Raw genomic sequence first — 22491 nt, forward strand, 5'->3', positions numbered from 1 at the left:
AACCCTGTTGGTGATGTAATGGTTTTAACCGCTTTGCAAAAGCCCGCCCTGCCGGGCCAATCGACGCAGCCCGGCGGGCAGGTGCCGGCCAGCGGCGCCACGAGGTCAGCGCCAGGTCGCTGTGTCGTAATTTTCCCGATTGTGCCGCGTGAAGGCGGTGGCGTTTTCCATCTCTCGGGCAGAAGATAGGAGGCCGGATTCCGGCCCTGCAGTCCCCGTCCGCCACGGCCACGACAATGGGCCCCAATACTAGGCCGGGCAGGGGGCAGGACGGAAATCGGAGGCTATGAAAGCGACATGCGAAACGCGCGGCGGAGGTTCACCAGATGAGGCGTTATTCGGTCTTTGCCCTTGCCCGCGAGGCGTTGCGCTACCATTCCGGCTGGGGAAAGGCCTGGGCCTCGCCCGAGCCGAAGAAGCAATATGATGCCATCATCATCGGTGCTGGCGGTCATGGTCTCGCAACGGCTTATTATCTTGGCAAAAACCACGGCATCAGGAATGTCGCGGTGATCGAGAAGGGCTGGCTCGGCGGCGGCAATACCGGCCGCAATACGACCATCATCCGCTCGAACTATCTGCAGGATCCTTCCTCGGCCATCTTCGAAAAGGCGCGCGCGCTTTACGAGAACCTGAGCCAGGATCTGAACTACAATATCATGTTCTCCCCGCGCGGTCTTCTGATGCTGGCGCAGACCCATCATGAGGTCCGGGGCTATAAGCGCACGGTCCACGCGAACCAGCTGCAGGGCGTCACCACCGAATGGCTGGAACCCGCGCAGGTCAAAAAGGTCGTGCCGATCATCAATCTGCACGGGCCGCGCTATCCGGTTCTGGGCGGACAGTGGCAGGCGCGGGGCGGCACTGCACGCCATGATGCCGTGGCCTGGGGCTATGCGCGGGCCTGTTCCGACATGGGCATGGACATTATCCAGAATTGCGAAGTCACCGCCGTGCGTCAGGAAAACGGTGTGGTGACAGGGGTCGAAACCACGCGTGGCGAAATCTCCTGCAAAAAGCTTGGCATCGTCGTGGCCGGCCATTCCGGCGTGCTCGCGGAAATGGCGGGCTTCCGACTGCCGATCGAATCGATCGCGCTTCAGGCGCTGGTCTCGGAACCGATCAAGCCGGTGCTCGACATCGTCGTGATGGCCAATACCGTCCACGGCTATATCAGCCAATCCGACAAGGGCGAGCTGGTGATCGGCGGCGGCACCGACGGCTTCAACAACTATACCCAGCGTGGCTCCTTCCATCATGTCGAGGAAACGCTGCGCGCCCTGGTTGAGACCTTCCCGATCATCTCGCGGCTCAAGATGCTGCGCCAATGGGGCGGCATCGTCGATATGACCGGCGACCGCTCGCCGATCATCTCGAAAACCCCACTCGGAAACTGCTTCATCAATTGCGGCTGGGGCACCGGTGGCTTCAAGGCGATTCCCGGCTCAGGCTGGGCGATGGCCGAGCTGATCGCCAAAGGCGAGCCGGGCGCTTTGGCCCGGGAATTCGATATGTGGCGCTTCAAGGAAGGCCGCTTCATCGACGAATCCGTCGCCGCAGGCGTTGCCCATTGATGCGCCCGCTCATTCATCTGTCCAGAAATATCCCGGGGGTCCGGGGGCAGCGCCCCCGGCTCCTGGCCAGCCCGGGGGCACCCCAATGCTGATCCTTGAATGTCCCTGCTGCGGTGTCAAAGCCGAGGAAACCGAACTCGCCCCCGGTGGCGAGGCGCATCTGAAACGTTTCGGCCCCGGCTCCTCTGACGCCGAATTCGAGACCTATATGTTTGCGCGCAAGAACCCCAAAGGCGTGCATTTCGAACGCTGGCGCCATGCCTATGGCTGCGGCAAATGGTTCCTCGCCGCGCGCGACACCGCGACGCTCGAGGTCTTCGGGACCTATCCGGCCCAGACCACGGAACCCCCTGCAGAACTGATAGCAAAGATCCAGGCGAAACGGCCGGGTTGGAAGGGCTGGAAATGAGCGCGAGGCTGCAAAAAGGCGGGCGCCTGATCAACAGATCGGCCCGGATGGAATTCACCTTCAACGGCAAAAGGCTGAACGGGCTTGCCGGCGACACGCTGGCCTCGGCGCTTCTGGCCAATGACCAGCTGCTGGTCGGGCGCTCGTTTAAATATCACCGCCCGCGCGGTATCATGGCCTCGGGTCCGGAAGAACCCAATGCACTGGTCGCCCTTGGCGAGGGCGCAAGGTTTGAACCCAATCAGCGCGTCACCACGACCGAGCTTTTTGACGGGCTGACCAGCGCCAGCCAGAACCACTGGCCGTCTCTGGAATTTGACATCGGCGCGGTGAACAACAAACTCGCGCGCTTCCTGCCGGCGGGCTTTTATTACAAGACCTTCATCCATCCGCGTTCGGCCTGGAAGCACCTGTTCGAGCCGGTCATCCGCCGCTCGGCCGGTCTCGGCAAACCGCCGGAAGAGGCCGATGCCGACCGTTACGAATATACCTATGGCCATGCCGATATCCTGATTGCCGGCGGCGGCATTGCCGGGCTTCAGGCCGCGCTGGTTGCGGGGGCTTCGGGTGCGAAAGTACTGATCCTCGAGCAGACCGCGCATTGGGGTGGCCGCGCGCCGGTCGATGGCGATATCATCGACGGCAAACCGGCCGAAGCCTGGATCGCCCAGGCGCTCCAGACCCTTGGTGCGATGGAAAATGTCAGCTTCCGCGCACGCACGATGGTTTCGGGCGTCTATGATCACGGCTATGTGCTGGCCGAAGAACGCATTGCCGACCACACCCCCGGCGACGGGCGGCCCCGCAAACGCCTCTGGCGTATCCGGGCTGCGAAAGTCATCGCCGCGACAGGTGCGCTGGAACGCCCGCTGTCTTTCGCTGGAAATGATATTCCCGGCGTCATGCTGGCCTCTGCCACCCGCGATTATGCGGTGAATTTTGCGGTCTCGCCGGGCGAGCGCACGGTTGTCGTCACCAATAATGACGATGCCTACCGCACCGCGATCACGCTGAAAGAGGCGGGGCTTGAGGTCACCATCGTCGATGCGCGTGCCTCGACCTCCGGCGAGCTGCCGTCCCGTGCCCGCGCCATGGGCATCCGGATCGAGACCGGGCGCGGCATCGTAAAGGTGAAAGGCGGCAAGCGCGTCACCGGTGTCGCCATCGGCCTCCAGGCCGGTGAGGGCGGTGCGGTTGAAGAAATCGCCTGCGATGCGGTTGCGATGTCGGGCGGCTGGTCGCCGGTCGTGCATCTGTGGTCCCATTGCGGCGGCAAGCTGATCTGGGACGAGGCGCGTGCGCTGTTCCGCCCCGATGCCACCCGCCCGCCGCTGGGCGAGGATGGCACTGCCATGGTCTATCCGGCAGGCGCCGCTAATGGCGCACTGGCGGCGGCAGAGGCGCTGAGCGATGCGGCCTCGCAGGCCGCGCTGGCGGTTGAGGCTGTCGGCCATAAGACGGACGCGGTCGCGACGGCTTCGGCGGATGTGATCGAAGAGGGCGCGATGCTGCCGGTCTGGATCATGCCGGCCTCGGCCGGGATCGATCTGAAATCGAAAATGTGGCTCGATTTCCAGAATGACGTTAAGGTCTCTGACGTGCAGCTTGCCGCGCGCGAAGGCTATGTCTCGGTCGAACATACCAAGCGCTATACCACGCTCGGCATGGCGACGGATCAGGGAAAACTCTCGAATATCAACGGTCTGGCGGTGCTTGCTGAGGCTTTGGGCGAACAGATCCCCCGGGTTGGCACCACCACCTTCCGCCCGCCTTACGCGCCTGTGACCATCGGTGCGCTGACGGGTGAGGCTCGCGGCGACATCTTTCAGCCGCTGCGCAAGACGCCGATGCATGACTGGCACCTGGCCCATGGCGCCTATATGGAGCCGGTCGGCCTCTGGCAGCGGCCCTATACCTATCCGCGCGCGGGCGAAACGCATGAACAGGCGGTCAACCGCGAGGTGGTCAACACCCGCGAGCGTCTGGGCCTGCTTGATGCCTCGACGCTGGGCAAGATCCTCGTGAAAGGGCCGGATGCGGGGAAATTCCTCGATATGCTCTACACGAATGTGATGTCTAATCTCGGGATCGGCAAATGCCGCTACGGGCTGATGTGCAACGAACAGGGCTTCCTGTCGGATGACGGTGTGGTGATCCGCATCGCCGAAGACACCTGGCTTTGCCACACCACCTCGGGTGGGGCGGACCGGATCCATGGCTGGATGGAAGACTGGCTGCAATGCGAATGGTGGGACTGGCAGGTCTATACCGCCAATCTGACCGAGCAATATGGCCAGATCGCGGTTGTCGGCCCCAATGCCCGGAAACTGCTGGAAAAACTTGGCGGGATGGATGTCTCGAAAGAGGCGCTGCCCTTCATGACCTTCAGGGATGGCGAGCTGGCGGGTTTCCCCGTCCGCGTTCACCGCATCTCCTTCTCGGGCGAGCTGAGCTACGAAATCGCAGTGCCCGCGAGCCATGCGCTCGCCTTCTGGGAGCTTTTATATGCTGAGGGCGAGGAGTTCGGGCTCCAGACCTATGGCACCGAAGGCCTGCATGTATTGCGCGCCGAAAAGGGCTTTATCATGATCGGGGACGAGACCGACGGGACGGTGATCCCGCAGGATCTCAACCTCGACTGGGCGATTTCGAAGAAGAAAGAAGACTTCCTCGGCAAACGCGGCCAGCAACGCACCTTCCTCGCGGCAAAAGACCGCTGGAAGCTGGTGGGCTTTGAAAGCCTGGACGGGTCGGTGATCCCGGATGGCGCCTATGTCATTGCTGCGGGCACCAACGAATACGGGTTCCGCAATTCCCAGGGCCGCATCACCTCGACCTATCATTCGCCGACGCTGAAAAGAGGCATCGCGATGGGGCTTCTGAAAGACGGCCCGGCACGGATGGGCGAGGTGGTCGAATTCACCGCCATGTCCGGCGGCGTCTCGGTCGCGGCAAAGGTGGTTGACCCGGTTTTCTATGACAAGGAAGGGGAGAAGCAGAATGTCTGATCCGGTTTCTGCCCTGAAAGGCGCGGTTGCCCATGGGTTCGCCCATGTGGAAGAGATCGGCCCGCTGGGCATGATCACATTGCGCGCCAAACCCGGCACCGAGGGGCTTGCGGCGGCGGTCAAAGCCGCAACGGGCTGCGACCTGCCCGGTGCGCGCAGGATCACCCATGCCGGCACGAACAGCTGCGGCTGGATGAGCAATGACGAATACCTTCTCGTGCTGCCATACGGCGATGTGGCGAAGGCCCTTGCCGCGATTGCTGCGGCGATGGCGGGCGCTCATCATCTGGCGGTTGATGTCTCGGATGCGCGGGCGGTGTTCCGCGTGACCGGGCCGCAGGCCGATCAGGTGCTGCGCAAGCTGACCCCGGCCGATCTGGATAAGGTGGAGGCGGATGAGATCCGTCGCTCGCGCTTTGCCCAGGTCGCAGCGGCTTTCTGGCCGGTCGCGGCAGAGGGGGCAGATGGTGGCTATACGCTGGTCTGTTTCCGCTCGGTTGCGGGCTATGTCATGGGCCTTCTGACACATGCGGCGCAGGCGGGCAGCGAACTCTGACCGGCGGCGCTTTTGGGCCTGGATTAATATTGCGCAGACCCATTTCTGACGGGTCTGTCCTGCATTGCTTTTGAATCGCGAAAGCACATTGGCGTTAGCCGGAGACGCCCCCGTTTCCGCAACCCGGGCCAATGTTTGCACATAAAGACGGATCGTTTAATCTCGCCTTGTATTGCTTGCTGATCCGGAGCTTTTGCAGATGCCGAGATTGACCCTTCCGGCTTTTTTCGTCTTCATTATAACATCCTCCCTGGCCAGGGCCGAGATCGGCGTCTGGCGCTGTACGCTCGGACCTGTCACTGATCGGACCCCCTTTTTTTCGGGGAATCTTCTGATTGCCTATGACACTGAAACGACGCAGCTTTGGGTCAATGATGTCGGGATTGCCGGGATAGATAAGGGCTTTATCCCGGCAAAGGTCACGAACAGCGCAGGCGAGGTCGTTCTGCGCTGGAAGCTCAGACTGGCGCAGCATCTCGGCGAAAAAATCGTACGCTTTGCCTATAAGGCGCAATTTGATGCGACCGGGCGCAGCCTTACCGCAACCGGCTGGGTTGAAGGCTGGCGCGACCCGCCCGCAGCCACAGTTTCGGGCCCCTGCGTTAAGGCGTAAGGCAAAATCCGCGCGTTTTGCGGCGCGCGATCAGGTGACCTTACAGGGCGTTGTTTCGCTTTGTCTTGCCCGCAGGGCTTGACCTTCGGGGCGGATACGCCCTTATTCCAGACGTAACGCCCCATCCGAACAGGAGTGAGTCCGATGACGTTTCATCTTCCCGATCTGCCCTATAAATACAACGCCCTTGAGCCGCTTGGCATGTCGATGGAAACGCTGGAATTCCACCATGACCTGCATCACAAGGCCTATGTCGACAATGGTAACAAGCTGATCGCCGGCACCGAATGGGAGAAGAAGTCGCTCGACGAGATCGTCGTCGGCACCTACCAGGCTGGCGCCGTGGCGCAGAACGGCATTTTCAACAATGCCTCGCAGCACTGGAACCACAACCTGTTCTGGGAAATCATGGGGCCTGACCAGGTCGGCATCCCCGGCGCGCTGGAAAAAGCGCTGACCGAAAGCTTCGGCTCGGTCGCGAAATTCAAGGAAGATTTCGCCGCAGCCGGCGCCGGTCAGTTCGGCTCGGGCTGGGCCTGGCTGGTGAAAGACAAAGATGGCGCGCTCAAAGTCACCAAGACCGAGAATGGCGTCAACCCGCTGGTCTTTGGTCAGACCGCGCTTCTGGGCTGCGATGTGTGGGAGCATTCCTACTATATCGACTTCCGCAACAAGCGCCCGGCTTACCTGTCGAACTTCCTCGAAAAGCTGGTGAACTGGGAAGCGGTCGCCGCGAAACTCTGATCCGCCACTGACGGACAGCAAAAGGGCCCCGCCGCATCGCGCTGGCGGGGCTTCTTTTTTTGGCGCGGCTTTGCCTTGTGATCCTGCGCACCAGATCCTGGCCTTGCGCCGCCTGACCCGTGACACCCCGGCGCGTCGCGGATGTTCCGGACCTGTACGGAACGCATCTTCCCTTTCCCCCGGCCCGGGGTGAAGGTCGTGGCCAGAAAATGGTTAAGGGCAGGAGCCTGCGTCATGGGATGGAGAAAGACGGTGCCTGCGCTTTGCCTGGCGCTCGGTGCAGCGGGCGCGCTGCCAGAACCGGCAACGGCCCAGGACTGGTTCACGCGTGAGGCCTGTACCACGGGTGAGATCCGGATCTGGCGCGAGGTTCTCTCCGGGGCGGATGAGGCGCACTATTCCGCCATTGCCGGGGAAGTGCCGAACAGCCTGGGCCGGTTCTGGAAGATCACCGCGCCCGGCGGCCAGACCTCCTGGCTCTGGGGCACCTATCATGTCTCTGAGCGCCGCCTGCTTGCTTTGCCACAAGAGCTGCGCGAGGTGCTTGAAACTGCCGATGTGGTCGCGCTGGAGTTCAATCCGCAGCCTGACACCCGCGCTGATATCCGCCGCGCCAATGACCAGGCCTGGATGTTCATTAGCCCGGGAGCACCGCCGGATGACCGCGCGGATTTCCCGCCACAGATCCTGGACCATATCGCGCTGCGGCTTGAGACCTACGCCTGGGATCCTGGCTATATGTCGATGATGACCGATGCCGGTCTGTTCAGCCTGTTGCTGTCAGACCCCTGTTCGGATTTCACCCCATTCATGCCGGCCCAGGACTATTTCATCGCCCAGACCGGCTGGCTTGCGGGCGCGCGGATTACGGGGCTGCAAGAACCATGGGAGCTGGGCGCAGAGCTGACGGCGCCGGAGCGCGCGGCGGCGGCACGGGTGGCGCTGCTGCTTTACGGGCTTTATCTCGGTCCCGACTCCGCGCGCGCCGGGCTGCGGGAAACCGGCTTCGCGCTTTATCTCGAAGGGCGGATCGGGTTGATGGATGCCTGGTCGGATGCCTGGACCGGGCAGGTGCTGGGGGCTGCGCGCGGGCGTGAGGTTGTGGATCTTGCCGAAAGCTATCTGCTGGTCGAACGCAATGCGATCTGGATGGAAAAGATCCGGATGCTGGCCGATCAGGGCAATGCGGTGATTGCGGTCGGGGCCTCGCATCTGCCGGGAGATCTGGGGCTGGTGAGCATGATCCGCGATGCAGGTTACCAGGTGGAGCGAGTGGCGCTGCCGGGCGAGATGCCCTGAGCGCGGTCGCGGAGGCCCGGCTGTGGCCCGCCGGGGATGCCTCCGGCGGGGATTCCGGATCAGGGCAAATGGCTCAGGCCGTGAGGCGGGCCTGGAGCGCGGCAGTGAGCGCCTCTGTCAGCGCGGGCACATCGGGGACGGCGCTGAACTGGGTTTTCAGCGAGGCATCGGCGAACCCTTCGCGGATGATATGGTCGATCAGCGCGAGGAGCGGCTGCCAGTACCCATCGGTATCGAGCAGGAAGATCGGTTTCTTATGCAGCCCGATCTGCGCCCAGGTCAGCACTTCGAAAAATTCGTCGAGGCTGCCGGCGCCGCCCGGCAGCACCACAATCGCATCCGAATTCATGAACATGACCTTTTTGCGCTCATGCATATCTTCGGTGATCACAAAAGTGGTCAGATCGCGTTTGCCTTTTTCAAGCCCCAGCAGATGCACCGGAATCACGCCAAGCGTGGTGGCGCCGGCCCCCTGGGCGGCGCGTGCGACCTCGCCCATCAGGCCGACATCGCCGGCGCCGTAGACGAGACGCCATTTTTGCGCGGCGATTTCGCGGCCGAAGCTCTGGGCAGTGGCGACATGTGCGGGATTGGATCCGGGGCGCGAGCCGCAGAAGACGCAGATTGAGGGAAGCTGCATGGAGACTCCTGAATTCGATTGCCAGCGGGGGCGATATCGGGGTTTGCTTTAGGGGAAAACCTGCCGGGATGCGATGGGAAACCTGACGAAGAAGCGTCGGGGAAACCTGTCCGGCCGGAAGGGAGCTGAGACCGCGCGGATCGCGCGACGGTGACGGAGAGGGGAACGGATGAAGGCCTGGAGTGACTTGGGCGCGGGCGCGCGTACGGTGGTATCGGTTGCGGGTGCGGGTGCGGTTCTTGCTCTGGGGGTGATGGTATCGGGCTGGCGGCCAGAGGCCGGTGGTGGCACGGGCGGAGGCGAGGGGACAGAGCCTGCCGCGCAGATCGCGCAGCTTCCGCAGGATGGGCAGATTGAGACCAGCGCCGTGCAGGCAGGCCAGGACGGGGCGGTTGCTGCCGCCGATGCGCCCTCTGCGGCTGCAGATATTGCCGCGCCGGTCATCACCACCTGGGCGGTGGCTCCGGGCGGTCATGCGACCATCGGCGGGCTTGGCGAGCCGGACGCGCAGGTGCTGGTTCTTGTCGACGGGGCAGAGATCGGCGCGACGCGGGCGACCCGTGGCGGCGAATTCGCGCTGGTGACCACGCTTGCGCCCAATCCGGCGCCCGCGATCCTCAGCCTTGTCATGGTGCTGGAGGATGGCAGACGGATCCCTTCGGCCGAAGTGATCGCGATGGGGCCAGTGACTGGCGCGGCAGTTCCGCCTGCGCAGACTGCTGCGGCGGAGACCGCAACGGGAGAGGCTGCAGCAGAAGCGGCCGGCACGGCAGAGCCGGTTCCCGATATCGCACCGGTTGCGACTTTGGAAGCAGGCGCAGAGGGTGCTCCGGTGGCGCTGAAGATCAGCGAGGAAGGGGTCGTGCTCCTCCAGCCCTCAAACCCGGCGAACACAAATCAGATGCCCCCGGTTCTGGTCCAGACCATCTCTTATCTGTCGCCCGGGATCGTGCAGATTGGCGGCAGTGGCGCGCCCGGGGCCTATATCCGTCTCTATCTCGATGACCAGCCGGTGGGGCCGGCAGAGGTCGGGGTCGAAGCGGCGGGTGGCTGGCAGGCAGAGATCCCGGGCATTGCGGCGGGGCTTTACACGTTGCGGGTCGATCAGCTGGATGCCGGGGGCAAGGTGACCTCTCGGGTCGAGATCCCGTTCCGCCGTGAAACACCCGAGGCGCTGGCCACACTGGCCGGGGGCGGGGAGGATGCGGCAGGCACCGGTGAGGCGCCGCCCGAAATCGCGCTGCAGCCGTCAGCCGCGACCCTTCCTGTCGTGGCGGCGCCCGCAGAGCTTGCCGCGCTGACCGGAGCGGAACCCGCTTTGCCGCAAACATCAGAGCAGCCGCTCGCGTCAGCGGCTCCCGCCGTCGGCGAAACGCCCGCTCCAGCCTTGCCGGGGAGCCCGGAGCAGGCCGCCTTGCCGGTGACGCCCGCTATTTCGGTTACGGTGCAGCCCGGTCATACGCTCTGGGCCATCGCGCGCGAGGAATTCGGGGAAGGGGTCTTGTATGTCCAGCTTTTCGAGGCCAATCGCGACCGTATTCTCGATCCGGATCTGATCTATCCCGGCCAGGTCTTTACGATTCCGGGACGCTGATCCGGGCCACTGACGGGCTGATCTGAGACGGGCCGGATCGCGCCGGGCCTGCCGCTTTATGGCGGCCCGGCTCTGGTCATATTGCCCTGGCAGCAGGCAATCACTTCGGGATGATCGGCACAGCAATCATTCAGCAAATGGGAAATCGCGGCTCCGAGGCCGCTGGGATCGACCGCATAGAACACATTCCGCGCCACTTTACGCGCGGTGAGCAACCCGGCCTGTTCCAGTTGCGACAGGTGGAAAGAGAGCCGCGAGGCCGAAAGCCCGAGCCGTCGCGCGATCTCTCCCGCAGCCAGCCCGTCAGGCCCGGCGGGAACCAGCAGGCGGATCAGGTCAAGCCGGTCGCCATGCGACAGGGCCGAGAAGGCGCGCAGGGCCTGCCCGCGCTGAAGCTGATCAAAGGGCGCGGCCAGCCCGGGTTCGCCAGAGGGCGCCGCGCCTAAATCCGCGTTCGGAGCTGCCGGGGCCGGAAGATCCGGTGTGGCCGGTTGATCGGGGTCTTTACTCTGATCCATAATTCAACTATTCATGAATCCTTGAAATAACTCAAGCCATCATTGCGCCGGGCCGCGGAATTTGCGGCCACAGCCTGAAAAGCCCGCAATGGCAGCTCTTCGTGAAGGCCATCCATGTCCGCTCCCGACACAATTCCCTCCGCATCACCCGATGCGCCGGCCTCCGGCTGGCAGACCATCCTGCGGGTTGCGCCGCATCTGTGGCCGAAAGACCAGCTCTGGGTCCGGCGCCGGGTGATGATCGCGCTGGCCTTCCTGCTGGTGTCCAAAGTGATTTCGGTGATCACACCCTGGTTTTACAAACTGGCGGTGGATGGTCTTGCCGGAGAGGGCGCGGCGGATCCGGCGCGGATCATGGCGCTTGGCGCGGTGGGGCTGGTGGTGGCTTACGGGCTGGCGCGGCTTGGCGCGGTGCTGTTCCAGGAATTGCGCGATGCGGTCTTCGTGCGGGTCGCCCAGAGGGCGCTCAGGCGGCTGGCGCTTGAGACCTTCAGCCATATCCACCGCCTGTCGATGCGCTACCATATCTCGCGCCGTACCGGCGGACTGTCGCGGATTATCGAGCGTGGTGTGAAAGGGGTCGAGTTCCTCTTGCGGTTCCTCCTGTTCTCGATCGGGCCGCTGATCCTTGAACTGGTGCTGGTCACGCTGATCTTCGCCTTCGCCTTTGGCTGGAGCTATGCCGCCGTGGTGGCGGTGACGATCACGCTTTACGTCTGGTTCACCTTCGCGGTGACCGAATGGCGGGTGAAAATCCGTCAGGAGATGAATGATCAGGATACCGATGCCAATCAAAAGGCGGTGGACAGTCTCCTGAACTATGAAACCGTGAAGTATTTCAACGCAGAGGCACGCGAGGCCGAGCGCTATGACGGCGCCATGCAGCTTTATGAGACCGCAGCGGTGAAGACCGGGCTCTCGCTCTCGCTCCTCAATGTCGGTCAGACATTCCTGATCACGGCGGGGCTGATCGCGGTGATGGTGATGGCGGCGCTCGGGGTGCAGCAGGGGCAGCTGACGGTCGGCGATTTCGTCATGGTCAATGCCTATATGATCCAGATCACCCTGCCGCTGGGCTTCCTCGGCACGGTCTACCGCGAGATCCGCCAGGCGCTGGTCGATATGGGGGCAATGTTCGGTCTCCTGTCGCAGCCGGCAGAAGTGGTGGACGCGCCCGATGCAAAGCCGATCGCGGTAAGCGGCTGCGAGATTACCTTCGACAATGTGTCCTTCTCCTATGATCCCTCGCGCGAGATCCTGAAAGGCGTGAGCCTGCGCGTGGCCCCGGGCGAGACGCTCGCGCTTGTCGGGCATTCGGGATCGGGGAAATCGACGATCGCGCGGCTGATGTTCCGCTTTTATGACGTGACCGGGGGCGCGATCCGGATCGACGGTCAGGATATCCGCGATGTGACGCAAAGCTCGCTGCATGAGGCGATTGGCGTCGTGCCGCAGGATACGGTGCTCTTCAATGACACGATCCGCTACAATATCGGCTATGGCCGCGCCAATGCGACCGAGGCAGATATCATCGCGGCGGCGCGGGCGGCAAAGATCCATGACTTCATCGAAAGCCTGCCGGACGGCTATGACACCACCGTCGGCGAACGCGGGCTGAAGCTTTCGGGCGGCGAAAAGCAAAGGGTCGGCATTGCGCGTACCATCCTGAAGAACCCGCCGATCCTGATCCTGGACGAGGCCACTTCGGCGCTGGACACCCAGACCGAGCGCTCAATCCAGGAGAGCCTGCATGAGATGGGCGAGGGCCGCTCGGTGATCACCATCGCGCACCGGCTCTCGACCATTGCAGATGCGGATTGCATCCTGGTGATGGAGGCGGGCCGTGTGATCGAACAGGGCCGCCATGAGGCGCTTCTGGCCAAAGGTGGCCGCTATGCCGCGATGTGGGCGCAGCAGCGCGCCGAAGAAGAGGATGCGGCGGCGTGACCTTTCTCCGGGCTTTGCAGCCCGGATGCCTCCGGCGGGGATATTTAAGAGACAGATGAATAATACTTTCCCTTTTCATCTGTCTCTGAATATCCTGGGGGTGAGCGGCGAAGCCGCGAGGGGGCAGGGCCCCCTTTTCTGCCCGGTCAGGATTACCGCATCCGGATGCGGGGATTTTCCCTTTGACCCGGGCGCGTGGCAGGGTGAGACTGGCGGGAGTTCCGGATCACCCAGATGCTGCGCCGCTTTCTCTTTGTTCTCCTTCTGATATTCGGCCTCGCCGCGCCGGCTCTGGCCGAACGGCGTGTGGCGCTTGTGCTTGCCGCGCAGGACTATCGCCATTTGCGCCCGCTCTCGAACCCGGTGAATGATGCCCGTGCGATTGAGGATATGCTCAAGGGGCTGGGGTTTGAGGTCTGGACCGAGACCGACCGCGATCTGAGGCGGATGCGCCGGGCGCTGGAGGATTTTCGCGCGGATGGTGCCGGCGCCGATCTGGCGCTGGTGTTTTATGCCGGGCATGGCGTGGCGATTGACGGGGTGAATTACCTGCTGCCGGTCGATGCCGAGGCGAAAAGCGCCGCAGGGCTCGCGGCCACGTCCCTGCCGCTGTCCGAGGTACAGGAGGCGCTCGCCGCCATTTCGCCCAATGCGGTCTTCCTGCTCGATGCCTGTCGCGACGATCCTTTTGCCGGCAATGGCGCCTCGGAACCGGACGGGCGCGGCGCGGTGGCTCTGGCGGATGACAGCGGTGATGCGCCAAAGACGGTGCCGGGGCTTGGTCGCATCGGGCGGGCCGATGGGGCGCTGATCGCTTTTGCCGCCGCCCCGGGCGAGACCGCCGCCGATGGCAATGGCAAAAATTCGCCCTTCACCGAGGCGCTTTTGCGTCATTTCGGCCGCGAAGGCACCGAGCTGCGCCTTTCACTGACCCTTGTGCAGCAAGATGTCTATGACCGCTCGCGCGGGCGCCAGATGCCCTATATCGAAAGCGGCTTGCCGCGTCTTGTCTATCTCTCGGGCGAGGGGGCTCTGCCGGAACGCGAGCTTCTTCTGGTCGCGATGGAGAAATACCCGCCCGAGCTGCGCGGCGAGGTCGAGGCGGTGGCGGCGCAAAATGACATGCCGCTGGCGCCGCTTTACCGCGCGGTGGTGACGGGTGATCTGGAAAAGCTCTCGGCCGGGGAGCGCCTGATCAAGCTGGAAGAGGCCGCCCGGTCTTATACTGCCTTTGAATCCGATCTGCTCCGGCTGGCCTCGGATGACCCGCGGGTCTCGGAACTGAGGAGGAAGGCCGAGGAACAATTCGCGCTTGGGGCCTCGGAGGCAGGCCGTGTTCTGATGGCCGAGGCGGCGGCAATCGATGCGAAATCGGAAAGCTCGATCCGCGACAATCTTGTGGCGCGCACCCTGTCGCAGGCGGCGACCCATGTGCTCAATGCCAATGCGGCGCGGGCCGGCCTGCGCTATGATCTGGCGATCAGCGACCTCACCCATGCGACCGAGCTTTACAACCGGGTCCGCGCCGATTTGCCCGACCGTGATGCGAAAGAGGCCTATGCGCTGGCCCTCAGCGATCTGGCCTGGCTCTATCTGGTTGCAGGTAACAGTTCGTCTGCGCTGAGCATCACGCTCAGCCAGGTGGATTATCTTGACAGCCTGACCCGCGCCGAACCGGATGATATCGGCTGGCGCCGCCAGTTGATGTGGGCGCTGAAAGGATCGGGCGAGATCAAGGCGCAGCAGGGCTTCCTTGCCGAGGCCGATGCCGACTATGCCCGCGCCGACGAGCTGACCGCCGCGCTGATTGCGGCATGGCCCGATGATCAGGATCTGCGGCGCGAGCGCGAGGTGATCCTGAACAGCCGTGGCTCGATCCGGCTGACATTGTCGGATTTCCAGGGCGCGCTCGCGGCGCATCAGGCGGCGCTGGAAATTGCGCTGGCGCTTTATGATCTGTCGCCCGACAGCGTGACCCATGCGCGCGATGTCTCGTTCACCCAGGAAAAGCTTGGCGATGTCTGGTCGGCGCTTGGTGATTATGAGCGCGCCCGCGCGGCCTATGACATCGCGCTCGGGATCAGCCAGGACCTCGTGAACAGATATCCCGGCATTGCGGGCTACCAGCTTGATCTGGCCGTCGGCTATGAGCGGCTGGGCGAGATGCTGATGGGCGAGCAGCAATATGATTCGGCGCTGGCCGTGCTGATGGAGGCGCAGAAGATCCGCGATGAGCAGCAGGCGAAGGATCCGGGCAATGTCGTGCATAAGCGCGACAGCGCGGTGACCCTTTCGCGGATCGGTGATGTGCTGCTGGCGATGGGGGACACTGGCTCTGCCCTGATGAACTGGCAGCATGCGCTCGGGCTCCGGCGCGAGCTGGTCGATCTTGACCCGCAAAACGCGATCTGGCTGCGCGATCTGTCGATTTCCTATGAACGGATCGGTGGGCTCTATCTGGGCGAGGGCGCGCTTGACGAGGCGCTCGAGGCGGCGAATGAGGCGCTGATCCTACGGCAGGCGGTGGTGGATATCGACCCGCAAAATCTGCCGCCGCAACGCGATCTGACGATCTCGCTGGAGCGGCTGGCACGGATTTACGGCGAGCTGGGCGATACGACCACCGCGCGCGAGTTTTATACCCGCTCGCTTGAGATCCGCCGCTGGCTGGCCGCGACCGCGCCGACGGTGCAGCTTTATCAGCTGGATGTCGCCTTTACCCTCGTCTCGATGGGCGAGGCGCTCTGGCGCAATAACGAGCCGGCGGCGGCGCTGCCGCTGCTGGATGAAGGCCGCGAGATCCGCGAGGCGGTGCGGGCCGCAGCACCCGCAGACCGGCCCGAGGATGTCTCGCTTCTGCGCGAGCTGAGCATTGGTCTGAACATCCAGGTCCAGGTATTGCTGGCTTTGCAGGACATTCCCCGCGCAATCGATCTGGCCCGCCAGTCTGTTGAACGGATGGATCGGGTGGCGGTGCTGCGCCCGAATGATCCCACTTTGCTTCTGGACCGGATGTTCGCTGCCAATCGGCTGGGGGGCGCGCTGGAAGCCTCTGGTGATCTGGCGGCGGCACTTGCGGCCTATCGCGAGGCGGCGGGCTATGCTTTCGCGGCGTCCTCGGCTGATCCCTGGAATGTGATCGCGGCCCAGGATTACGCCACGGCGCTGGAAAATGCGGGCCGGGTGCTGATGGCGCAGGAGAGTTTCACCGCCGCAAAACAGGATTACGAGGCGGCGGTGGCGCTGCGGAAATGGATCGCGGGGCAAAAGCCGGCCTCTGTCGCCGATCAGCGTGCTCTGGCCTATGCGCTGCGCTTTCTGTCAGACGCGAACTATTTTCTAACGGAACTCGAAGCCGGGCGCGGCAATGAGGAAGAGGCGCTGGCGATCCTGCGCTGGATTGCCGGGGTCCAGCCGGAAAACCCCTATAATGTGACCGATCTCGCACAAAGCCTTTATCGCGCGAGTTTCTATTACCGCGATGGGTCGGTCTATATCACCGAGTCGGTGGCGCTTTTGCGCGGGCTCGAGGCGGCGGGGCGGCTGCCGGAGGGGCCGTTCCGCGACTGGATCACGGTCTACGGCGAACGGCTTGAGGCGTTGCGGGCCGGGACGGGGGCGGATGCCGCGCCGGTGCCCTGACCCGGCAGGGCGAAGGCGCGGGGGGCAGAGGCGGGTACCGGCACAGGTCATGGGGGCGGATAGGGGCCTAAAGGGGCGCGCGGGACTTGGCAAGTTTGCCGGAATCCCTGTAAGACGTGGCGGAACAAGGACTGACGGCAGGAAGGCCTGGGGCAAGTGAGCGACACCAACAGTTTCATTGACGAAGTCACCGACGAACTTCGCCGCGAAAAGCTGACACGGGCTTTCCGCCGCTGGGGCTGGATCGGTGGCGTCCTGATCCTGGTGATCGTGGCCGGTTCGGGCTGGCAGCAATGGTCACAGGCCCGGGACGAAGCGCGGGCCGAGCTTTTTGGTGATGCGCTTCTTGAGGCGCTGGATACCGGCTCGCCCGAGGCGCGGCGCGAGGCGCTGGCCGCGATTCCCGCCACCGGCTCCCAGGCGGTGATCCGCGACATGATCGAAGCCTCGGATCCGCAGGAAGACAAGCCGGCAACGCTGGCTGCGCTGGATAAGGTGATCGCCGATCAGACCCTTGACCCGGCCTGGCGCGATCTTGCCATCTTGCGGCGCGTGATCGTTGCAGGGGCTGATCAGCCCGTGGCCGAGCGTCGTGCGGCGCTTGAGGGCATTGCGGTCCCGGGCCGGCCCTACCGGTTGCTGGCGGCCGAACAGCTGGCCTGGCTGCTGATCGAAGAGGGCAATGCCACGGCGGCGATCGCGGCGCTGAACAGCCTCTCGACCGATCAGGAGGCCAGCGCGGCCTTGCGGGGCAGGGCAGGGCAGATCGTCACGGTGCTGGGCGGCAATCCGGCCGAAGTGGTGAGCGATGTGGCTCCGTCTGACGCGGCGGCAGCTTCTGGCGCAGCGCCGGCGGGCAACGAATAAACGGCACAGACCACGTGCTGCGGGAGAGGCCAGAGTGCCGCCGGCAGAACAGAGAAACTGGAATGATGAGGCAGGGCGTGAGCATGAAACGGCGGATCGGCTGGCTGATGGGCGCGGTGGCGGGGCTGGCACTTCTGGGTGCCTGCGGGGAACGTGAACTGATCCTCTCCGGTGAGCGGATCGATGTGCGCGATGTGCTGGCCGGCTCTTCGTCGCGCGATGCAGGCCCCGTGGCACGTTCCGCCCCGATCAGCCTGCCTGCACAGCAAAACAATGCCGACTGGGCGCAGCGCGGCGGCAATGCCCGCCATGACGCGCCGCATGCGGCGCTGCGGGCCACACCGCAACTGGCTTTCGCGACCTCGATCGGCGAGGGCTCTTCGCGCCGTCACCGCATCGCAGCCGCGCCGGTTGTTGCGGGAGGGCGGGTTTTCACCATCGACGCGGCCATGGTGGCCTCGGCTGTTTCCACCAATGGCGCGCTGTTGTGGCAGGCCAATCTGACGCCTGCAACCGATCGCGGTGGCCGGGTCTCGGGTGGTGGTCTCGCGGCGGATGGTGGCCGGCTTTATGCCTCGACCGCTTATGGCGAAGTGATCGCCATGGATGCGGCCACGGGCCAGATGCTCTGGCGGCAGCGTGTCGACAGCCCGATCCAGGGCGCACCTGCGGTGGCGGATGGCGTGGTCTATGTCGCGGGGCGTGATGGCGCGGCCTGGGCGATCAATGCCGCTGACGGCAAGGTGCAATGGCAGGTGATCGGAACGCCGGGCGCTGCGGGCTATATGGGCTCGGCTGCACCGACGGTTGCTGACCGCGCGGTGATCTTCCCGTCGGGCGCGGGTGACCTGCTGGCCGTGATGAAGATCGGCGGCGGCTCGAAAATCTGGCAGAAATCCATCGCGGGGCGCCGCCCGGGCATCGCCTATGGCGAGGCGCAGGACGTGACCGGCGACGCGGCCCTGGTGGGCGGCACACTTTACACCGGCACCGCAGCCGGTCGCACGGTTGCGATGGATGTCAGCTCGGGCGAGCGGATCTGGGAGGCCGAAGAGGGCGCGCTCGGGCCCCTGGCGATGGGCGGCGGCTCGGTCTTTATCGTCTCGGACGAGGCGCGGCTGGCGCGGCTTAACGCCGCGACCGGCGAGGTGATCTGGGCGGTGGCACTGCCCTATTTCACCGCCGAGAAGGTGAAAAAGCACAAGGCGATCACCGCCCATTACGGACCGGTTCTGGCCGGTGGCCGGATCTGGGTGGCCTCGTCGGATGGCGTGCTGCGCGGCTTCTCGCCGGTCGATGGCGCGCTGGTTGCGAATGTGGAGATCCCGGGCGGTGCGGCCACACAGCCGGCGGTCGCGGGCGGAACACTTTACGTGGTCTCGAACAGCGGTCAACTTCTGGCTTTCCGCTGAGGCGATTGCCGTGTAACAGGGCGAGCTTCAGGAGAACCGTGTCATGAGCTTCACCCTCGCCATTGTTGGCCGCCCGAATGTGGGCAAATCCACGCTGTTCAACCGGCTGGTGGGCCGCAAGCTTGCGCTGGTCGATGACCAGCCCGGCGTCACGCGCGACCTGCGCGAGGGCGATGCAAAGCTGTTTGATCTGCGCTTTACCGTGATCGATACGGCGGGGCTTGAGGAGGTCACCGATGACAGCCTGCAGGGCCGGATGCGCCGCCTGACCGAACGCGCGGTCGAGATGGCCGATGTCTGCCTTTTCGTGATTGACGGACGGGCAGGGGTCACGGCGACTGATGAAACCTTTGCCGAGATCCTCAGGAAGAAAAATGCCCGCGTGATCCTTGGCGTCAACAAGGCCGAGGGCAAGGCCGGCGATTCCGGCGCGCTGGAGGCCTATTCGCTGGGCCTTGGCGAGCCGGTCCGCATGTCCGCCGAACATGGCGAGGGCATGGATGATCTCTATCACATCCTGCGCCCCTTTGAGGCCGAGTTCGCGGAACGCGAGGCCGAGATCACGCCGCAAACCGATCTCGACCTGCCCGAAGACAGCGAGTTCGACAGCGATGACGAAGGCGCCGATGAGAGCTGGCGGCCCTCGCTCACCAAGCCATTGCAGATTGCGGTGATCGGGCGCCCGAATGCCGGAAAATCGACGCTGGTGAACAAGATCCTAGGCGAGGACCGGATGCTGACCGGCCCCGAGGCCGGGATCACCCGCGATGCGATCTCGATCAAGACCGACTGGATGGGCACGCCGATCCGGATCTGGGACACGGCCGGTATGCGCAAAAAGGCGCGGGTGGTCGAAAAGCTTGAAAAGCTCTCCGTTTCGGACGGGTTGCGCGCGGTGCGCTTTGCCGAGGTCGTGGTGGTCTTGCTGGATAATGAGATCCCCTTCGAGACCCAGGATCTGCGGATCGCGGATTTTGCCGAGACCGAGGGCAGGGCGGTCGTGGTTGCAATCAACAAATGGGATCTGGAAACGGATCGCCAGGACAAGCTGGCCGAGCTGAAAGAGATGTTCGAGCGCCTGCTGCCGCAGCTGCGCGGCGCGCCTTTGGTGACAATCTCGGGCAAGACCGGGCGCGGCATGGACCGTCTTCATGACGCGATTCTGCGCGCCCATGCGGTCTGGAACCGCAGGGTGGCGACAGCGCGGCTGAACTCCTGGCTCTCGGCTATGACCGAAGCGCACCCGCCACCCGCGCCGGGCGGCCACCGGATCAAGATGCGTTACATCACCCAGGCCAAGACACGGCCGCCGGGCTTCGTGATCAAGTGCTCGCGGCAGGATGAAGTGCCGGAGAGCTATAAGCGCTATCTGATTAACGGGTTGCGGGATCATTTTGAGATGCCGGGCACGCCGATCCGTCTCTTCTTGCGTGGCCAGGGGGAGCAGAACCCGTTCCGTGAGAAGAAATTCCACACACCGTCGCGGCTGAGAAAACACCAGGGCAAACAGGTGAAGAAGTAAGGGAGGGGGCCAGCCCCCTCGCGGCTTTGCCGCTCACCCCCGGGATATTTTCAGACAGATGAAAATGCTCTGAGCCTGTTCATCTGTCTTTAAATATCCCCGCCGGAGGCAAGGGGCCCGCGAGGGCCCCTGTTCTGTTTCAGACGAGCACCCCATCCACGCCGATGCGGGTTTTGCCACCGAGATAGCGGTGCAGCACATCAGGAATCTCGACCGAGCCATCCGCCTGCTGGCCGTTTTCCAGGACCGCGATCAGGCAGCGCCCGACGGCAAGGCCGGATCCGTTGAGCGTCGCGATGAAATCGGGCTTGCCCCCTTCGGAAGGGCGGTAGCGTGCGTTCATGCGCCGCGCCTGGAACTGGCCACAGGTCGAGATCGAAGAGATTTCGCGATACCGGTTCTGTCCGGGCAGCCAGACCTCGATATCATGGGTTTTCTGCGCGCCAAAGCCCATATCCCCGGTGCAAAGCACCACGGTGCGATAGGGCAGGCCCAGCTTTTGTAAAATCGCCTCTGCCTGTGCCGTCATACGCTCATGTTCCGCCAGCGCGGTTTCCGGCGTGCAAAGTGTTACCATCTCGACCTTTTCGAACTGGTGCTGGCGCAGCATGCCAGTGGTGTCCTTGCCGGCCGATCCGGCTTCCGAGCGGAAACATTGTGTATGGGCGGTCATGCGGGTCGGCAGCGCGGCCTCGTCGATAATCTCGCCGGCGGCCGAGTTGGTGAGCGTGACCTCCGAGGTCGGGATCAGCCACCAGCCATTGGTGGTCTCATAGCTGTCTTCGGCGAATTTCGGCAGCTGGTTGGTGCCGAACATCGCTTCCGACTTCACCAGAACCGGGGTCCACATTTCAGTCAGCCCATGTTCGTCAACATGCATGTCGATCATGAACTGCGCCAGTGCGCGGTGCAGCCGGATCACCGCGCCTTTCAACACCACAAAGCGTGCTCCGGAGAGCTTGGCGGCGGTGGCGAAATCCATGCCCGGTCTGACACCAGCAATCTCGAAATGCTCGACCGGCGTGAAATCGAAGGTTTTCGGTGTGCCCCAGCGGCGGATCTCGACATTGTCAGTCTCATCGGCGCCTTCGGGCACTTCGGCGAGCGGCAGGTTCGGGATCGTGGCCAGCCGGTCGCGCAGGGCTTTGTCTTCAGCCTCTGCCTCAGAGGTCAGGCGGGCGATCTCGGCCTTTTTCTCGGCCACCAAAGCGCGCAGCCGCTCGAATTCGGCATCATCGCCACGCGCTTTCGCGGCGCCAACCTCTTTCGAGGCGCGGTTCTGGTCTGCCTGAGCAGTTTCGGCCGCGAGGATCTTCGCGCGGCGGGCCTCATCCAGCGCCAGCAAGGCAGGCGAAAGAGCGGCCAACCCGCGACGGGAGAGCGCCGCATCAAAAGCGGCAGGGTTTTCGCGGATCATGCGGATATCATGCATGGAACTGGCCTCGCTGGCTTGCAGGAATTGCGGTGCTGTTTATGGCAGATGCCTGCGGGCGGGGAAAGAGGGCGAGGCGCGCGCCCCTGGCTGCGGGCGGATGCCTCCGGCGGGGATATTTAGAGACAGATGAAATCCGCACTGGTTATTCATCTGTCCTGAAATATCCCGGGGGGTGAGCGGCTTTGCCGCGAGGGGGCGAGCAGCCCCCTTCTGCTGCCAGACAGGGCGGCCGTCACGCCTGAGCCTGTCCATGGTGCGGTTCCTCTGGCGCAAGCGGCAAAAAACGCTTACATGGGCCGGTGATCGGGGAGGCGGGGCGCGCGCCGGATGGTGCGACCTGCCTTCTCACTGCCAACCGACAGATGCCGGAGACATAGCCACAATGTTCGTGACCCCCGCTTTCGCCCAGGCCGCCGCGCCCGGAGCAGGTTCCGCCCTAGCTTCCTTTGTTCCGCTGATCCTAATTTTCGGCATCATGTATTTCCTCATGATCCGCCCGCAGCAAAAGAAGATGAAAGAGCATCGTGCCATGGTCGAGGCGCTGCGCCGGGGCGACCAGGTGGTCACCCAGGGCGGTATCGTCGGCAAAGTGGTCAAAGTGCAGGAAGACGGCATGGTCGAGGTCGAGATCGCCGAGGGCGTCAAGGTCAAGGTGGTGCGTCAGACCATCACCCAGGTCCTGAATCGCACCGAAGCTGCGGCGTCCTGAGA

The 22491-nt window shown here is 63.9% G+C and carries 17 protein-coding genes; 14 read left to right on the forward strand and 3 right to left on the reverse strand.

What is annotated here, in order from left to right; all coding sequences use genetic code 11:
• Positions 1-326: 326 nt before the first annotated feature.
• From BLW25_RS03955 to BLW25_RS03985, 7 genes are all read left to right on the forward strand, one after another.
• Positions 327-1574, forward strand: coding sequence for a sarcosine oxidase subunit beta family protein (locus BLW25_RS03955; RefSeq protein WP_092896528.1), 1248 nt, complete (start codon positions 327-329; stop codon positions 1572-1574).
• Between the two features lie 85 nt (positions 1575-1659).
• A complete protein-coding gene (locus BLW25_RS03960; protein ID WP_092896530.1) occupies positions 1660-1983 on the forward strand; it encodes a sarcosine oxidase subunit delta in 324 nt (107 codons plus the stop codon).
• Positions 1980-4991 (forward strand): sarcosine oxidase subunit alpha family protein, encoded by a 3012-nt coding sequence (locus tag BLW25_RS03965; protein WP_092896532.1) that lies wholly within the window; start codon positions 1980-1982, stop codon positions 4989-4991. The genes BLW25_RS03960 and BLW25_RS03965 overlap by 4 nt, the downstream gene beginning before the upstream one ends.
• A complete protein-coding gene (locus BLW25_RS03970) occupies positions 4984-5547 on the forward strand; it encodes a sarcosine oxidase subunit gamma (RefSeq protein WP_092896534.1) in 564 nt (187 codons plus the stop codon). The genes BLW25_RS03965 and BLW25_RS03970 overlap by 8 nt, the downstream gene beginning before the upstream one ends.
• 199 nt (positions 5548-5746) lie before the next feature.
• Positions 5747-6160 carry a hypothetical protein gene (locus tag BLW25_RS03975; protein WP_092896536.1) on the forward strand — a complete coding sequence of 138 codons (414 nt, stop codon included), beginning with the start codon at positions 5747-5749 and terminating at the stop codon, positions 6158-6160.
• 144 nt (positions 6161-6304) lie between these two features.
• On the forward strand, positions 6305-6904 hold the full coding sequence (locus tag BLW25_RS03980; RefSeq protein WP_092896538.1) for a superoxide dismutase: 600 nt from the start codon (positions 6305-6307) through the stop codon (positions 6902-6904).
• Between the two features lie 234 nt (positions 6905-7138).
• Positions 7139-8203, forward strand: coding sequence for a TraB/GumN family protein (locus BLW25_RS03985; RefSeq protein WP_171909471.1), 1065 nt, complete (start codon positions 7139-7141; stop codon positions 8201-8203).
• A gap of 73 nt (positions 8204-8276) precedes the next feature.
• Here the strand turns inward: BLW25_RS03985 and BLW25_RS03990 are convergent, their stop codons facing one another.
• Positions 8277-8843: an LOG family protein gene (locus BLW25_RS03990; protein ID WP_092896542.1), complete on the reverse strand. Its 567-nt coding sequence runs from the start codon at positions 8841-8843 to the stop codon at positions 8277-8279.
• Positions 8844-9012: 169 nt separating this feature from the next.
• Here BLW25_RS03990 and BLW25_RS03995 point away from each other — a divergent pair, with 169 nt between their 5' ends.
• Entirely contained in the window at positions 9013-10437 is a 1425-nt protein-coding gene (locus tag BLW25_RS03995) for a LysM peptidoglycan-binding domain-containing protein (RefSeq protein ID WP_092896544.1), read from the forward strand.
• 56 nt (positions 10438-10493) lie between these two features.
• Here BLW25_RS03995 and BLW25_RS04000 read toward each other — a convergent pair whose 3' ends face one another.
• Positions 10494-10955, reverse strand: coding sequence for an ArsR/SmtB family transcription factor (locus BLW25_RS04000; protein WP_092896545.1), 462 nt, complete (start codon positions 10953-10955; stop codon positions 10494-10496).
• Positions 10956-11069: 114 nt separating this feature from the next.
• Here BLW25_RS04000 and BLW25_RS04005 point away from each other — a divergent pair, with 114 nt between their 5' ends.
• From BLW25_RS04005 to der, 5 genes are all read left to right on the forward strand, one after another.
• Positions 11070-12902, forward strand: coding sequence for an ABCB family ABC transporter ATP-binding protein/permease (locus BLW25_RS04005; protein WP_092896546.1), 1833 nt, complete (start codon positions 11070-11072; stop codon positions 12900-12902).
• A gap of 234 nt (positions 12903-13136) precedes the next feature.
• The gene (locus BLW25_RS04010; protein WP_092896548.1) at positions 13137-16544 is read left to right on the forward strand and encodes a caspase family protein; all 3408 of its coding nucleotides are present in this window, start codon (positions 13137-13139) and stop codon (positions 16542-16544) included.
• A 156-nt stretch (positions 16545-16700) separates the two neighbouring features.
• Positions 16701-17411 (forward strand): hypothetical protein, encoded by a 711-nt coding sequence (locus tag BLW25_RS04015; RefSeq protein WP_253188202.1) that lies wholly within the window; start codon positions 16701-16703, stop codon positions 17409-17411.
• Positions 17412-17494: 83 nt separating this feature from the next.
• Positions 17495-18823, forward strand: coding sequence for an outer membrane protein assembly factor BamB family protein (locus tag BLW25_RS04020; RefSeq protein WP_253188529.1), 1329 nt, complete (start codon positions 17495-17497; stop codon positions 18821-18823).
• A gap of 43 nt (positions 18824-18866) precedes the next feature.
• The gene (gene der, locus BLW25_RS04025) at positions 18867-20345 is read left to right on the forward strand and encodes a ribosome biogenesis GTPase Der (RefSeq protein ID WP_092896550.1); all 1479 of its coding nucleotides are present in this window, start codon (positions 18867-18869) and stop codon (positions 20343-20345) included.
• Between the two features lie 139 nt (positions 20346-20484).
• Here the strand turns inward: der and serS are convergent, their stop codons facing one another.
• Positions 20485-21777, reverse strand: coding sequence for a serine--tRNA ligase (gene serS / locus BLW25_RS04030; RefSeq protein WP_092896552.1), 1293 nt, complete (start codon positions 21775-21777; stop codon positions 20485-20487).
• A gap of 385 nt (positions 21778-22162) precedes the next feature.
• Between serS and yajC the strand changes: the two genes are divergently transcribed.
• Positions 22163-22489, forward strand: coding sequence for a preprotein translocase subunit YajC (gene yajC, locus BLW25_RS04035; protein WP_092896554.1), 327 nt, complete (start codon positions 22163-22165; stop codon positions 22487-22489).
• The last annotated feature ends 2 nt before the right edge of the window (positions 22490-22491 follow it).

Source organism: Rhodobacter sp. 24-YEA-8 (assembly GCF_900105075.1).
Classification (GTDB): Bacteria; Pseudomonadota; Alphaproteobacteria; order Rhodobacterales; family Rhodobacteraceae; genus Pseudogemmobacter.